Genomic DNA, 13,880 nt, shown 5'->3' with positions numbered 1-13,880 from the left:
GCCGCTCCGGCTCACTGCGGTCGCGGCCGGTCCCAGGGCTGCGCCGGTCGCGTGCGGGTGTACTGCGACAGCTCCACGAGCGCGGTGTGCAGGGCGTCCGCATAGACGCGCCCTCCGCGCATGCCCGGGTGGATCTGGTCGTCGGCGAGCAGGTCGAGGTGCCCGCTGATCGCGCCCTTCCAATCGGCGAGAACGACGCGGCCCGTGTGCTGTGCGGCGAAGGCGGTGAGGGTCTGGTTGACGCCGTCGGTCCACGACCGCGGCGCCTGGACGTTCACCAGGATCAGCCGGCGCTGCGGTCCGATGGCGTCGAGCACCGCGTCGAGGCTCGTGGCGGAGATGGAGCCGTTGGTGCCGAGCCCGAGCACCACGATCTTCCGCAGCGCTCCGGCGTCCGCGGCCCGCTGCAGGAGGTCTGGTGCGGCGCTCAGCTGACGCGAGACCACGGCGTCGACGGCGATCCCGGGGTAGGCCTCCTGCAGCGCAGGAGCCGACGCGAGCATCACTGAGTCGCCGATCGCGGAGATGTCGGGACCCTTGGCGACCGGTTGGGGATCCGGAGGGATGCGCTGCGGGCGTTGCGACGGCGCAGAGGGACCGCCACTGTGCAGGGAGGCGGCGCCCTGCGTGATGAAGCGCTCGGCGCCGGTCGTGGTCGGCGCGACGGCGATGGCGGCAACGGTGCCGGCGACCAGCACGACCGCGAGTGCAGCCAGGCCGTAGCCTCCGGCCTTCGCGCTGGAGGAGAGCGCCACGCGGTCCCGCAACCGGCGCACCGCGCCCACCAGGCCGTGCTCGCGGATGGGCTGTTCGAGGTGCCGGAACGAGAGGAGCGCGGCTGCGGCCGAGACGGCGAGCGACGCGACGCCCACCACGACGGCGAGCACCGGATCGTGCTCGTCGGGGACGAGGGCGCAGGCCAGCACGAACACCGGCCAGTGCCAGAGGTAGAGGCCGTAGGAGCGCACACCGACGTAGCGGAGCGCCGGCGCGTCGAGGATCCTGCCCAGTGCGGCGCCGGGGACGACGGCCGCCCAGATCGCGAGCGCTGTCAGGAGGCTCACGAGCACGAGGCCGCCGCGGTAGGTGAACGCGGCGTCGTCCCGCAGCCCGTAAGCCGCGACCACGAGACCCAGCACGGAGAGCACGCCGAGCGCAGGCAGCCAGCGGCGCACGAAGAGCTGCAGTCCGCTCTCGCCGGCGTCGAGGTCGACCGGGCGCATCCTGGCCGCCAGGAGCGCCACCACGGCACCGAGTGCGAGCCCGAAGCTGTGTGAGTCGGAGCCGAAGTAGACCCGCGTGGGATCGGTGCCGGGTAGGTACTCCAGCGCCATTGCTGCCGCTGAGGCCACGGCGACCGTCGCGACGATGGCTACGCGCGCCCACCAGGCCCGCAGCAGCGCGAGCGCGAGCACGACGACGGGCCAGATCAAATAGAACTGCTCCTCGACGGCGAGCGACCAGAGGTTGCGGAACAGCTCCGGCGCTCCCTGCGCGAAGTAGCTAGCGTCGCCGGCGATCGAGAGCCAGTTGGCGCTGAAGGTGGCGGCTCCGAGCACCTGGCGCGGCAGACCGACCAGCACATCGCCTCCGATGGCGAGCGCGGCGGTCGAGCACACGACGACGAGGGCGACGATGGCCGGCAGGAGGCGCCGGGCGCGTCGTACCCAGAAGCGGCGGAGGTCGAGCCTCCCCGTGCTCCGCCGCTCGCGCATGAGCAGGCTCGTGATGAGGAACCCGCTGATGACGAAGAAGACGTCGACGCCGATGAAGCCCCCTGGCTGCACACCGGGGAAGAGATGGTAGACGAGGACGACCGTGACCGCGAAGGCGCGGAGGCCGTCGAGCCCGCTGAACCGCCGCGAGGGGCGGGAAGGTGCGGGCGCGAACGTGCCGGGCCGGACGTCCACCGCGGGCTGCAGGGTCCACGAAACGGCCTCCGGCGGCCCGGTGGGCGCGGCGGAGGCGGGAGGCTGCGTATCGGTGATCCTGGACATCGAAGCGCCCACGATAGCAACGCCCGCCGACACCGGTCGCACCACGCGCGCCGACACTCAGCGGCTTCCCGGTGACGTCTGAGGGGAGCCGCCGTGCGGTGGCCGGCGGCGGCCGCTTCCCTAGAATCGAGGGATGACCGACCAGGCGTTGCGCAGATTCCGCCTCGACATCGCCTACCAGGGCACCGACTTCAACGGGTGGGGTCGCCAGCCGGAGCTGCGAACGGTCCAGGGGGTGCTGGAGGCCGCGCTCGCCACGATCTTCCGCCGCGCCGGCGAGGCCCCGACCCTCACGGTCGCCGGTCGCACGGACGCCGGCGTGCACGCGGCAGGGCAGGTGGCGCACGTCGACCTCACCGAGGAGCAGGTCACGGTGCTGCGGAAGCCGCACGGCAAGCGGCCTCCGCTCGCGGCGCACGACGCGCTGGCCCGGCGGATCAACGGCATCCTCGGGCCCGTCCCCGACGTCGTCGTCACGGCCGCGAGCGAGGCGCCCGAGGGGTTCGACGCCCGGTTCTCGGCGCTCTGGCGCCGGTACGAGTACCGGGTCGCCGACCGCGCCGCCCGCCGCGACCCGCTGCAGCGCCACCGCACGGCGTGGGTGTCGTCCGACCTCGATGCGACCGCGATGGACCAGGCCGCCCACGGGCTGCTCGGGCTGCACGACTTCGCCAGCTACTGCAAGGCGCGCGAAGGGGCGACGACGATCCGCACCCTCCAGGCGTACGCGTGGCGCCGCGACGATGACGGTGTGCTCGTCGGCGAGGTGGTGGCGGACGCCTTCTGCCACAGCATGGTCCGGGCGCTCGTCGGCGGCTGCGTGGAGGTGGGGGAGGGCAAGCTCACCCCCGGCGACCTCGTGCTGCTGCGCGACGAGCAGCGCCGCACGAGCGCCTTCAAAGTCATGCCCGCGCGCGGGCTGACGCTGATGGAGGTCGGCTACCCCGACGGTGCGGAGCTCGCGCTGCGCGCCGAGCGCACTCGCGCGCTGCGCACACTCTGATGCGCTCGCGCGCGCTCGCCGAGGCGGCTGCGGCCGGCCGCTAGGCCGGCGTCACCGGGGGCGTCGGTCGCCAGCGCCGGGCGAGGCGGCGCACGCGCCGGATCGGGGTGCCGATCACGAGCGCGACCGCTCCCAGCGCCGACCGGTCGAACGGGCCCAGCGCGATCTTGCGCTCCCACGCCCGGCGCAGCGCGCCTCCGCGGCTGCGGCGCACCGACGGGCGGTCGCGGAGCAGCCCCCGGTCGCGAGCCTCCATCAGCGTGAGGGTCCTCGCCGCCCAGTCGTCGGCGGAGGCGGGGTGGAAGTAGTTGTCGGCGCGCCACTCCTCGCCGGCCGAGCCGAAGCGACCGGCGACGAGGTCGGCGGAGGTGCCCTCGAGGCCGCTGCCGACGAAGACCTCGTTGATCAGGGAGCGCGATACGCCGAAGTCCGTCAGGGTGAGGGCGGGGAGGCGGCGGTCGATCGCCTCCACCACCGCCGTCGAGCTCACCGTGACGAGGGCCACGGCGCGGTCGAGGTGCGCGCTCATGGGGCCGGTCTCCACCGTGAGGTTCGCAGGAGCATCGGCGGGCAGGAGGTCGGCGTACGGATGCGCCTCCCGATGGGTCTGCTGCTCTCCGCGGAGCGCGCGCGTCTTGAGCACGACCCTCCATTCCGGGTGCGCCAGCGCGGTCTCGGCGAGCCAGTGCACGATCCGGCGCCGGTCCTCCTCGGCCGCGGGAACGCTCGGCTGCGCGGCGAAGATCACGCCATCGCGCACCTCGTCGGCAGCGGGCCGCGAAGCGGACGAGGATCCATCGCCTGAGCCGCGCCGGAGGAACGGCAGCGTCGCGAGGGCGAAGTGCGGCTCGACGCCTCCCTCGGCCGCCAGCCGGGCGTACTCGCGGACCTCGCGCCGGCTGTGCAGCACGAACACGTCGGCGCGCGCCCGCAGGAAGATGCCCTTCCACTTCGCCGGGTACGAGATGCCGGGGAGGCCCGTCACGATGACCGGCCGCGGGCGCACCCTCCGGTGCAGCAGGTCGATGATCAGCTCGGCGACCGGCCCGATGGTCGCGACGACCACGGCATCGGGCGGGTCGCGGCGGATGCGGTCGACGATCGCATCCACGTGCTCGGCCGCCGGAGGATGGGCGGCCGCGTGCGCGAGCCGCTCGTCGACACCGTGCAGGGCGGCGCGCAGCTGGGCGGCGCTCGCCGCGGTCGGGGTCGCGACCGTCGCCAGTTCGAGCGTCCACTCCGACGGGGCCGCGGAGAGCAGGTGCGCTCCCCACTTCGCGAACGAGTCGGTGTCGACGATCCCGAGCAGGCGTCTCGGCACGCTCAGGCTCCGACCCGCCGCAGCTTCGACAGGGGCGCCAGCTCGCCCGGCATGACGCGCTTGACGCCGTCGCCGAGGGCAGACTCGATGATGCGGATGTCGCGGACCAGCGTGTTCAGGCCGTGCGGCTCGAGGGAGGCGGCGTGGTCGGAGCCCCACATCGTCCGGTCGAGCGTGATGTGGCGCTCGACCGCCGTGGCGCCGAGGGCGACGGCCGCGAGCGAGATCTGCAGACCCGGCTCGTGGCCGGAGTAGCCGATCGGGACGCCGGGGAAGCGGGCGGCAAGCGAGCCGATCATCCGCAGGTTCGCCTCCTCCGCCGGCAGCGGATAGGTGGAGGTGGCGTGCATGATCACGAGGCGGTCGGTGCCCAGCGCCTCCACGGCGGCGTCGACCTGGTCGATGGTGGACATCCCGGTGGAGAGGATGACCGGCTTGCCCGTCTGCGCGACCGCGCCCAGCAGGCCGAGATCGGTCACCGACGCCGACGCGATCTTGTACGCGACGACGTTGAGGTCCTCGAGGAACTCCACCGACGGCTCGTCCCACGGCGACGCGAACCAGTCGAGGCCGCGGAGCGTCGCGTGGTCGCCGATCTCGATGTACTGGTCGCGGTCGAACTCGACGCGGTACCGGTAGTCGAGGTAGGTCATGGTGCCCCAGGGCGTCTCGCGCGGGACCGACTTCATGTGCTCGGGGGTGGAGATGGCGGGCGTTCGCTTCTGGAACTTGACCGCCTGCATGCCGGCGTCGGCTGCGATGTCGATGAGCCGCTTGGCGATGTCGACGTCGCCGTTGTGGTTGAGGCCGATCTCTCCGATCAGGTAGGCGGGTGCTCCGCCGCCGATCCGGTTGCCTCCGATGGTGACCGTCATGTCCGTGCTCCGTTCCGTTGACTGAGGACGAGGTCTGCGAGCTCGCGCACGGCGCCGTCGCCGCCCCGGCGGCTCAGCACGTGCCTGGCCGCGGCGAGCACGGCCGGGTGCGCGTCGGCGACCGCCACCGGCCAGCCGACGACGGCCAGCGCGGGGAGGTCGTTGATGTCGTTGCCGAGGTAGGCCACGCGGTCGAGCGGGACGCCCGTCGCCCCGGCCCATTCGCGCAGCGCGGCCGCCTTGTCGTCCACGCCGTGCCGCACGTCGACGCGCAGCTTCGCGGCCCGGGCGGCGACGACCGGATTCTGCTCCGTGGAGAGGATGAGGAGGGGGAGGCCGGCCTCCCGGAGCAGGCGGGCGCCCATCCCGTCGCGGCGGTTCACCACCACGGCCTCGGAGCCGTCGGTGGTGACGGCGGCGCGGTCGTCGGTGTGGACGCCGTCGAAGTCGGTCACCACGGCGTCCACGTCGATCGGCGCCGGGGTGTCGAGCATCGGGGCGAGGGTGCGTGCCAGCACCAGGTCGGCCGGCTCGTCGATGTCGATCGCGCCGCGGGCCTCCACCTCGTGAACGCGGACGCGGCCGAAGAACCGGTGCCGCGCCGTCCGGAAGCCGTCGGCGCGGAGGGCGTAGAAGGCCCCGGTCTCGCGGAACTCCGGCGCGCGGTCCTGCCGTCGCAGGCGCACCGCGGCGTCGTGGTTGACCGCGACAGCCTCCCCGTCCGCGCCGGTCCGCCAGAGGAAGGCGTGGGAGGCAGCGGCCGCGAACACGACGTCGGCCCGTCCGGACAGCACCTCGCCGACGGCGGCGTCGAGGTCTGCGGGGTCGATGAAGGGGGAGGTCGCCTGGAGGAAGAGGAGCACCTCCGGTCGCACGCCGTCGTCCGAGAGGGCGTCGAGCGCGTGCAGGAGGGCCGACTCGGAGGAGGCCGTCGAGCCGGCGAGCTCGGTCGGCCGGTCGATCACGAGGGCGCCTGCGGCTCGCGCTGCGGCCGCGATCGCAGATCCGTCGGTGCTGACGTAGACGGCGTCGACCAGGCCGGCCGCCCGGGCGGCGTCGATCGCGCGCACGACCAGCGCGCGGCCGCCGACGGGCTCCAGGTTCTTGCGAGGGATGCCCGTGGATCCCGCACGTGCGGGGATCACGGCGACGACGCGTTGCGGGGAGGACACGGTGGCCACGGTAGGAATCGGGCGTTGCCGGGAGGCGAACGGGAGGGGAGCGGATGTGGAACCGTTCAGGAAGCGTTGCCCGGTGCGGACACCGGGCCGGTTTGACCGCCGACACGCCCGTCGCGTACGATTGATCTTTGGTGTCCGCGCCTCCTGCGGCGCGGCATGCGAACGTGAGCCCTCCACCGGCACGGTTCGTCCCTCATCGAGAGTCGAACCCCCATCGGAGTGGGATTCACGAACTCCTCCGTTCGAACAGAAAGCAGCCACTACTGTGACGCGCACTTACTCCCCGAAGGCCGACGAGATCCAGCGCGACTGGGTCGTCATCGACGCGACCGACGTCGTGCTCGGCCGCCTCGCCAGCCACACCGCCGCGCTCCTGCGCGGCAAGCACAAGGCGACCTTCGCCCCGCACATGGACATGGGCGACTTCGTCATCATCATCAACGCCGACAAGGTCGCGCTGACCGGCCAGAAGCTCCTCCAGAAGAAGGCGTACCGCCACTCCGGCTACCCGGGCGGCCTCAAGGCCGTGACCTACTCGGAGCTCCTCGAGAAGAACCCGGTCCGCGCCGTCGAGAAGGCCGTCCGCGGCATGCTGCCGAAGAACTCCATCGGCCGCGCCCAGCTCCGCAAGCTGAAGGTCTACACCGGAAGCGAGCACCCCCACGCCGCTCAGCAGCCGAAGCCGTACACGCTCGGCCAGGTCGCCCAGTAAGCGATCCAGACCTTCACGACTGACTTAAGACAAAGGATTATCACCACCGTGGCGAAGATCGCAGACAGCATCGACTCGGCTCAGGTCGAGAACGTCGAGTCCTACTCGACCGAGACCCCGGCCACCGAGACGACGGCGGCCCCGCGCCCCGTCCTCTCCGTCCCCGGCGCGGCCGTCGGCCGCCGCAAGGAGGCCATCGCGCGCGTGCGCCTGGTCCCGGGCGCAGGCACCATCACGGTCAACGGCCGTGAGTTCGCGGACTACTTCCCGAACAAGCTGCACCAGCAGCTCATCACCGACCCGTTCAAGGTCCTCGACCTGATCGGCTCGTACGACGTCGTCGCGCGCATCACCGGCGGCGGCCCCTCGGGCCAGGCGGGCGCCCTGCGCCTCGCCATCGCGCGCGCGCTCAACGAGATCGACCGCGAGAACAACCGCCCGACCCTGAAGAAGGCCGGCTTCCTCACCCGTGACGCCCGCGTCACCGAGCGCAAGAAGGCCGGTCTCAAGAAGGCCCGCAAGGCGTCGCAGTTCTCGAAGCGCTGATCCCCGCAGGGTTCAGGGTTCGGTCTCCATGCCACGCCTTTTCGGTACCGACGGGGTCCGCGGTCTCGCGAACGGCCCCCTCACCGCCGACCTCGCGCTCGGCCTCGCTCAGGCAGCTGCTGCTGTCCTGACGCGAGGCCGCAGCGCCGAGGCGCGGCGCGCCTCGGGCAAGCGCCCGACGGCCATCGTCGCCCGCGACCCCCGGGTCTCGGGCGAGTTCCTCTCCGCGGCCGTCGCCGCGGGGCTCGCCAGCTCGGGCATCGACGTCTACGACGCCGGTGTCATCCCGACGCCCGCGACGGCCTTCCTCATCGCCGACTTCGACGCCGACTTCGGCGTGATGGTCTCGGCGTCGCACAATCCGGCGCCTGACAACGGCATCAAGATCTTCGCGCGCGGCGGCACCAAGCTCCCCGACATCGTCGAGGACCGCATCGAGGAGCACCTCGACCTCGAGAAGCTGACGCCGACCGGCGCCGACGTGGGCCGCATCCGCCGGTTCGCGGACGCCGAGGACCGCTACGTCGTGCACCTCCTCGCGAGCCTCCCGCACCGCCTCGACGGCATCCACGTCGTCCTCGACTGCGCCCACGGCGCGGCCGCCGGCATCTCGCCGGAGGTGTTCACCGACGCGGGTGCCCGCGTGACCGTCATCGGCGACGCGCCCGACGGCATGAACATAAACGACGGCGTGGGCTCGACGCACCTCGACAACCTCGCCAAGGCCGTCCTCGAGGCCGGCGCCGACGTGGGCATCGCGCACGACGGCGACGCCGACCGCTGCCTCGCGATCGACGCCGACGGCAATGTCGTCGACGGTGACCAGATCATGGCGATCCTCGCGCTCGGCATGAAGGAGCGCGGCAAGCTCCGCGACGACACGCTCGTCGCCACCGTCATGAGCAACCTCGGCCTGAAGCTCGCCATGCGCGACAACGGCATCAAGGTCGTCGAGACCGCCGTCGGCGACCGCTACGTGCTCGAGGCGATGAACGAGAACGACTACTCCCTCGGCGGGGAGCAGTCCGGCCACGTCATCATGCGCGAGTTCGCGACGACCGGCGACGGCATCCTCACCGGCCTGCACCTCCTCAGCGAGATGGCCCGTCAGGGCAAGTCGCTCGCCGAGCTGGCGCGCGCGATGACCGTCTACCCGCAGGTGATGATCAACGTGAAGGGTGTGAACCACCACGCCGTGCACACCGACGAGGGCCTCCGCGCGGCCGTGCAGACGGCCGAGGCGGCGCTCGGCGACAGCGGCCGCGTGCTGCTGCGCCCGTCGGGCACCGAGCCGCTCGTGCGCGTCATGGTGGAGGCGGCGGATCACCCGACCGCCGAGCGCCTGGCCAACGAGCTGGCCGACGTCGTCCGCGAGCGCCTCTCGCTCTAGCCACGAGCCAGCCCTCGAACACAGGAAAATGCTCCGGATCCCCGTGATCCGGAGCATTTTTCCTGTGCTGGCGGGCTAGTGGCGCTCTTCGGCCCGGCGGGCGGCGAGGAAGTCGGCGACCGAGTATGCGCGCGAGCGCTCGGGCAGCATCCCCTCGCCGTAGAGGCCGGCCATCAGCTCGGCGGGGTCCGTGTCGAGGGCGGTCGCGAGCCGGACGATGGTGTGCAGCTCGGAGTTCGCCTCGCCGCGCTCGACTCGTCCGTAGTTGGTCACGTGCATGTCGGCGAGGCCGGCGATCTGCTCCTGGCTCATGCCGAGCGCGATCCGCGCCTCCCGCACCCGGCGGCCGAAGACCTCGGCGGCGTGCGAGCGGGGAGACGGCATACCTCATGACTACGCGACAGGTGCAGGGATGACCAGAGCGCCAGAGCATGAATGACTCATGCCTGTGGCTCTTATGCCACATCCGCGAGTGGGCGCGTCAGAGCTTGCGCAGCAGGACCGAGCTCACGGTGTGGTCCGCGTCCTTGCGGAGCACGAGCCGTGCCCGCGACCGCGTCGGCCGGATGTTCTGCACGAGGTTCGGCTCGTTGATGCTCGCCCAGATGGAGGCGGCCCTGGCGCGCGCCTCGTCCTCGGTGAGGTCGGCGTAGCGGTGGAAGTACGACTGGGGGTTGGCGAACGCGCCGCGCTGGAGCTTCAGGAAGCGCTCCTCGTACCAGTGCGCGATGTCGCGCGTGCGGGCGTCCACGTACACGCTGAAGTCGAAGAGGTCGCTGACTGCGAGGCGGTTGCCGCCGCCGGCGGGCTGCAGCACGTTGAGGCCCTCCACGATGAGCACGTCGGGGCGCCGCACCACGATCTCGGCGTCCGGCACGATGTCATAGCTGAGGTGCGAGTAGAAGGGGGCGCGCACCTCCGGCGCCCCGCTCTTCACCTCGGTCACGAAGCGCAGCAGCGACCGGCGGTCGTACGACTCAGGGAACCCCTTGCGCTCCATGATTCCGCGGCGCTGGAGCTCCGCGTTCGGCAGCAGGAAGCCGTCGGTCGTGACCAGCTCGACCCGCGGGGTGTCGTCCCAGCGCGACAGCAGCTCGCGCAGCAGGCGCGCGATGGTCGACTTGCCGACGGCGACCGATCCGGCGACGCCGATGACGAACGGGGTGCGCTGCGACCGCTCGCCGAGGAAGTCGCTGGTGGCCCGGTGCAGCTGCCGTGTACCGCCGACATAGAGGTTGAGCAGCCGGCTCAGCGGCAGGTACACCTCCGAGACCTCGCGCATGTCGAGCGGGTCGCCGAGGCCGCGCAGCTGCACGATCTCGGTCTCCTTGAGCGGGAGGCGCGTGTTCTGCGCCAGCTCGGCCCAATCGGCCCTGCCGAGCTCGACGTAGGGTGTGCTGGAGTCGCCGCCGCCTGTGGATCCGCCGCGCGCGGCGCCGTTCTCAGCCATAGGCGACAAGTCTAGGGTGTGCCCTCGGTTAGACTCGGGACCATGTGTGGAATCGTGGGATACGTCGGTACCGACAAGAGCCTCGAGGTCCTCCTGGGCGGTCTGAAGCGCCTGGAGTACCGCGGGTACGACTCCGCCGGCATCGCCGTGATCGCTCCCGACGGCTCGCTCGGCACCGCCAAGAAGGCCGGCAAGCTGTCGGTGCTCTCCGAGGACCTCAAGGAGAACCCGATCCCGAACGGTGCTACCGGCATTGGTCACACGCGCTGGGCGACGCACGGCGGACCGACCGACCGCAACGCGCACCCGCACCTGGGCGACGACGGCAAGCTGGCGGTCATCCACAACGGCATCATCGAGAACTTCGCGACCCTCAAGAACGAGCTCCTCGACGAGGGCTTCACGTTCGAGTCGGAGACCGACACCGAGGTCGCCGCCGTGCTGCTCGGCCGCGAGTACCGCGAGACCGGCGACCTGCGGCAGGCGTTCCAGCGCACGGTGTCGCGCCTGGAGGGCGCCTTCACGCTGCTCGCGCTGCACCAGGACCAGCCGCACGTGGTGGTCGGCGCGCGCCGCAACTCCCCGCTGGTGATCGGCCTGGGCGAAGGCGAGAACTTCCTCGGCTCCGACGTCGCCGCGTTCGTCGAGCACACCCGGCGCGCGATGGCGATCGGCCAGGACCAGATCGTGACCATCACCCCCGAGTCCGTCACCGTCACCGACTTCGCCGGTGCTCCGGTCGAGGTCGAGCCGTTCGAGGTCGCCTGGGACGCCTCCGCCGCCGAGAAGGGCGGCTGGTCCTCCTTCATGGCGAAGGAGATCGCCGAGGAGCCCGACGCGGTGGCCAACACCCTGCGCGGTCGGCTGGTCGACGGCACCGTGCACATCCCCGAGCTCGACGCGCTCGGCGACGACTACTTCACCGGCATCGACCGGATCACGATCATCGCGTGCGGCACGGCCGCGTACGCCGGCATGGTCGGCACGTACGCCATCGAGAAGTGGGCGCGCGTGCCCGTCACGGTGGAGCTGAGCCACGAGTTCCGCTACCGGGAGCCGGTGCTCACCGACCGCACGCTGGTCATCTCGATCAGCCAGTCCGGCGAGACCATGGACACGCTGATGGCGGTCAAGTACGCCCGCGAGGCCGGTGCGAAGGCGATCTCCGTCTGCAACACGCAGGGCGCCACCATCCCGCGCGAGTCCGACGCCGCGCTGTACACGCACGCCGGCCCGGAGGTCGCCGTCGCGTCGACCAAGGCGTTCGTCGCGCAGATCACCGCCCTGTACCTGTTCGGCCTCCACCTCGCCCGCGTCCGCGGCACGCTCACGGACGCGCGCCAGACCGAGGCCATCGAGGAGCTGCAGGAGGTCCCGGCCAAGATCGCGACCGTGCTGGAGTCCCACGAGACCATCGCGCAGCTGGCGCGCTGGATGTCCGACACCCGCTCGGTGCTGTTCCTCGGCCGTCACGTCGGCTACCCGATCGCCCTGGAGGGTGCGCTCAAGCTCAAGGAGCTGGCGTACATCCACGCGGAGGGCTTCGCCGCCGGCGAGCTCAAGCACGGCCCGATCGCGCTGATCGAGCCGGGGCAGCCGGTCTTCGTCGTGGTCCCGAGCCCGCGCTGGTCGGACGAGCTGCATAAGAAGGTCGTCTCGAACATCCAGGAGATCCGCGCCCGCGGCGCCCGCGTCATCGCGATCGCCGAGGCCGGGGACGCCGCCGTGCTGCCGTTCGCCGACGAGGTCATCCGCATCCCGCTGGCCGCTCCGCTGTTCGAGCCGCTGCTCGCGGTCGTGCCGCTGCAGATCTTCGCCATGGAGCTCTCGGCGGCCAAGGGCCTGGACGTGGACCAGCCCCGCAACCTGGCCAAGTCCGTCACGGTGGAGTGACGCCGTGATCGCCGGGATCGGGGTCGACGTGGTCGACCTCGCTCGGTTCGAGCGATCGCTGCGGCGCACGCCGAAGCTGCGCGAGCGGCTGTTCACCGAGGCCGAGCGGCGGCTTCCGGTGCACTCGCTCGCCGCGCGCTTCGCCGCCAAGGAGGCGCTGATCAAGGCGCTGGGCGGCTCCGAGGGCGTGCGCTGGCACGACATGGAGATCGTCCCCGACGAGGAGAGGAATCCGGGCTTCGTGCTGCACAACGTGGTCGAGCGCCAGGTGCGCGAGCGTGGCATCGCGCACATCCACGTGTCGATGTCGCACGACGCCGGTGTCGCGATCGCATACGTGGTGACGGAGCGCGAGCCGTGAGCGGGCGCTTCCGCGAGATCCTGGTCGATCTCGACGCGATCCGGGAGAACGTCGTCCGTCTGCGCGAGGTCGTCGGCACGCCGCACGTGATGGCCGTCGTCAAGGCGGACGCGTACGGTCACGGCGCTGTCGAGAGCGCGAAGGCCGCCCTCGCCGGCGGTGCGGACTGGCTCGGCGTCGCCGACATCTCCGAAGGGCTGCAGCTGCGTGCCGCAGGGATCGAGGCGCCCATCCTGGCGTGGCTGCATGATCCGGGCGAGGACTTCGCCGAGGCCGTCGCCGAACGGATCGATCTGGGCCTCTCGTCCCTGCCGCAGCTGGAGGCGGCGGCCGCCGCCCGGCTGGACGAGCCGGTCGCGGTGCAGCTCAAGCTCGAGACCGGCCTCAGCCGCAACGGCATCCCGGAGGAGCAGTGGGAGGCGGCGTTCGCGCGCGCCCGCGAGCTGGAGCGCAGCGGCCACATCGTCGTGCGGGGGCTGTTCAGCCACCTCTCCAACGCGTCGCCCGAGGACGATCGCGCGGCGGTCGCCGTGTTCACGCGGGGGCTGGAGCGCGCCGACGCCGCAGGGCTCCGTCCCGAGCTGCGGCACATCGCCGCGAGCGCAGCGGCCCTGACGCTTCCCGAGGCCCGATTCGACCTGGTCCGGCTCGGCATCGCCGTCTACGGCCTGTCGCCCTCGGGCGACGGCCTCGCGCAGCGGCTCGGCCTGCGGCCGGCGATGACGCTGCGCGGACGGATCGCCGCGGTCCGGCGGGTGCCGGCCGGCAAGGGCGTCTCGTACGACTACACGTATCGCACCGATCGCGAGACCACGCTGGTGCTCGTCCCGCTCGGCTACGCGGAGGGCATCCCGCGGCACGCGTCTAATCGCGCGCCGGTCGCGATCGGCGGCAGCACCTTCCGCATCGCGGGTCGCGTCGCCATGGACCAGTTCGTGGTCGACGTCGGCGACCTGGACGTGACGGTCGGCGACGAGGTCGTCCTGTTCGGCGACCCCGCGACCGGTGTCCCCGCCGCGGACGACTGGGCGGACGCGGCCGAGACCATCAACTACGAGATCGTGACGCGCCTCGGCGGGAGGCTGAAGCACAGCTACGTCGGGGGCGCGCAGTGAGCCTCCGGCCGCCCCTCCAGCGCACGGTCGCGACGA

General features: G+C 71.9%; 13 protein-coding genes. 7 read left to right on the top strand and 6 right to left on the bottom strand.

The genetic code is table 11. The features are described 5' to 3' along the window. Positions 1-11: 11 nt before the first annotated feature. Entirely contained in the window at positions 12-1,997 is a 1,986-nt protein-coding gene (locus tag P5G50_RS17225) for an acyltransferase family protein (protein ID WP_301212308.1), read from the bottom strand. A gap of 133 nt (positions 1,998-2,130) precedes the next feature. On the opposite strand from P5G50_RS17225, the gene truA reads away from it, so the two are divergent. Continuing rightward, positions 2,131-3,000, top strand: coding sequence for a tRNA pseudouridine(38-40) synthase TruA (gene truA, locus P5G50_RS17220; protein WP_301212307.1), 870 nt, complete (start codon positions 2,131-2,133; stop codon positions 2,998-3,000). 40 nt (positions 3,001-3,040) lie between these two features. On the opposite strand, the gene P5G50_RS17215 is transcribed toward truA, so the two are convergent. Genes P5G50_RS17215 through P5G50_RS17205 form a run of 3 tightly spaced genes read right to left on the bottom strand, consistent with a single transcriptional unit; the run spans position 3,041 to position 6,368 of the window. Further along, positions 3,041-4,321, bottom strand: coding sequence for a DUF6716 putative glycosyltransferase (locus P5G50_RS17215; protein ID WP_301212306.1), 1,281 nt, complete (start codon positions 4,319-4,321; stop codon positions 3,041-3,043). A 2-nt stretch (positions 4,322-4,323) separates the two neighbouring features. After that, complete coding sequence (locus tag P5G50_RS17210) at positions 4,324-5,196, bottom strand: N-acetylneuraminate synthase family protein (RefSeq protein ID WP_301212305.1); 873 nt, start codon at positions 5,194-5,196, stop codon at positions 4,324-4,326. Beyond that, the gene (locus tag P5G50_RS17205; protein WP_301212303.1) at positions 5,193-6,368 is read right to left on the bottom strand and encodes an acylneuraminate cytidylyltransferase; all 1,176 of its coding nucleotides are present in this window, start codon (positions 6,366-6,368) and stop codon (positions 5,193-5,195) included. Before P5G50_RS17205 ends, P5G50_RS17210 begins: the two co-directional genes overlap by 4 nt. A 274-nt stretch (positions 6,369-6,642) precedes the next feature. Between P5G50_RS17205 and rplM the strand changes: the two genes are divergently transcribed. The 3 genes from rplM to glmM are packed head-to-tail and all read left to right on the top strand — an operon-like array spanning position 6,643 to position 9,025. Continuing rightward, a complete protein-coding gene (gene rplM, locus P5G50_RS17200; protein ID WP_301212302.1) occupies positions 6,643-7,089 on the top strand; it encodes a 50S ribosomal protein L13 in 447 nt (148 codons plus the stop codon). Between the two features lie 48 nt (positions 7,090-7,137). Further along, positions 7,138-7,635 carry a 30S ribosomal protein S9 gene (gene rpsI, locus P5G50_RS17195; RefSeq protein ID WP_301212301.1) on the top strand — a complete coding sequence of 166 codons (498 nt, stop codon included), beginning with the start codon at positions 7,138-7,140 and terminating at the stop codon, positions 7,633-7,635. Positions 7,636-7,663: 28 nt separating this feature from the next. After that, positions 7,664-9,025, top strand: a complete 1,362-nt coding sequence (glmM, locus tag P5G50_RS17190; protein ID WP_301212300.1) for a phosphoglucosamine mutase — start codon at positions 7,664-7,666, stop codon at positions 9,023-9,025. Between the two features lie 75 nt (positions 9,026-9,100). On the opposite strand, the gene P5G50_RS17185 is transcribed toward glmM, so the two are convergent. Both P5G50_RS17185 and coaA read right to left on the bottom strand, forming a co-directional pair. Next, positions 9,101-9,409 (bottom strand): helix-turn-helix domain-containing protein, encoded by a 309-nt coding sequence (locus P5G50_RS17185; protein WP_301212299.1) that lies wholly within the window; start codon positions 9,407-9,409, stop codon positions 9,101-9,103. Positions 9,410-9,506: 97 nt separating this feature from the next. Then, positions 9,507-10,475, bottom strand: a complete 969-nt coding sequence (coaA, locus tag P5G50_RS17180) for a type I pantothenate kinase (RefSeq protein ID WP_301212298.1) — start codon at positions 10,473-10,475, stop codon at positions 9,507-9,509. A 42-nt stretch (positions 10,476-10,517) separates the two neighbouring features. Here coaA and glmS point away from each other — a divergent pair, with 42 nt between their 5' ends. Genes glmS through alr form a run of 3 tightly spaced genes read left to right on the top strand, consistent with a single transcriptional unit; the run spans position 10,518 to position 13,844 of the window. Next, positions 10,518-12,368: a glutamine--fructose-6-phosphate transaminase (isomerizing) gene (glmS, locus tag P5G50_RS17175; protein ID WP_301212297.1), complete on the top strand. Its 1,851-nt coding sequence runs from the start codon at positions 10,518-10,520 to the stop codon at positions 12,366-12,368. 4 nt (positions 12,369-12,372) lie between these two features. Further along, the gene (locus P5G50_RS17170; RefSeq protein ID WP_301212296.1) at positions 12,373-12,729 is read left to right on the top strand and encodes a holo-ACP synthase; all 357 of its coding nucleotides are present in this window, start codon (positions 12,373-12,375) and stop codon (positions 12,727-12,729) included. Continuing rightward, the gene (alr, locus tag P5G50_RS17165; RefSeq protein ID WP_301212295.1) at positions 12,726-13,844 is read left to right on the top strand and encodes an alanine racemase; all 1,119 of its coding nucleotides are present in this window, start codon (positions 12,726-12,728) and stop codon (positions 13,842-13,844) included. Before P5G50_RS17170 ends, alr begins: the two co-directional genes overlap by 4 nt. The last annotated feature ends 36 nt before the right edge of the window (positions 13,845-13,880 follow it).

It is taken from the genome of Leifsonia williamsii, from assembly GCF_030433685.1.
Taxonomy (GTDB): Bacteria; Actinomycetota; Actinomycetes; order Actinomycetales; family Microbacteriaceae; genus Leifsonia; species Leifsonia williamsii.
The sequence above is the reverse complement of the archived record's forward strand: the minus strand, read 5'-3'. Positions and strand labels throughout refer to the sequence as shown.

What these genes read in the sequence shown, in the direction of transcription:
- P5G50_RS17225 (WP_301212308.1), bottom strand. Translation starts at nt 1,997, where the DNA reads ATGTCCAGGATCACCGATACGCAGCCTCCCGCCTCCGCCGCGCCCACC.
- truA (WP_301212307.1), top strand. Translation starts at nt 2,131, where the DNA reads ATGACCGACCAGGCGTTGCGCAGATTCCGCCTCGACATCGCCTACCAG.
- P5G50_RS17210 (WP_301212305.1), bottom strand. Translation starts at nt 5,196, where the DNA reads ATGACGGTCACCATCGGAGGCAACCGGATCGGCGGCGGAGCACCCGCC.
- glmM (WP_301212300.1), top strand. Translation starts at nt 7,664, where the DNA reads ATGCCACGCCTTTTCGGTACCGACGGGGTCCGCGGTCTCGCGAACGGC.
- P5G50_RS17185 (WP_301212299.1), bottom strand. Translation starts at nt 9,409, where the DNA reads ATGCCGTCTCCCCGCTCGCACGCCGCCGAGGTCTTCGGCCGCCGGGTG.
- coaA (WP_301212298.1), bottom strand. Translation starts at nt 10,475, where the DNA reads ATGGCTGAGAACGGCGCCGCGCGCGGCGGATCCACAGGCGGCGGCGAC.
- glmS (WP_301212297.1), top strand. Translation starts at nt 10,518, where the DNA reads ATGTGTGGAATCGTGGGATACGTCGGTACCGACAAGAGCCTCGAGGTC.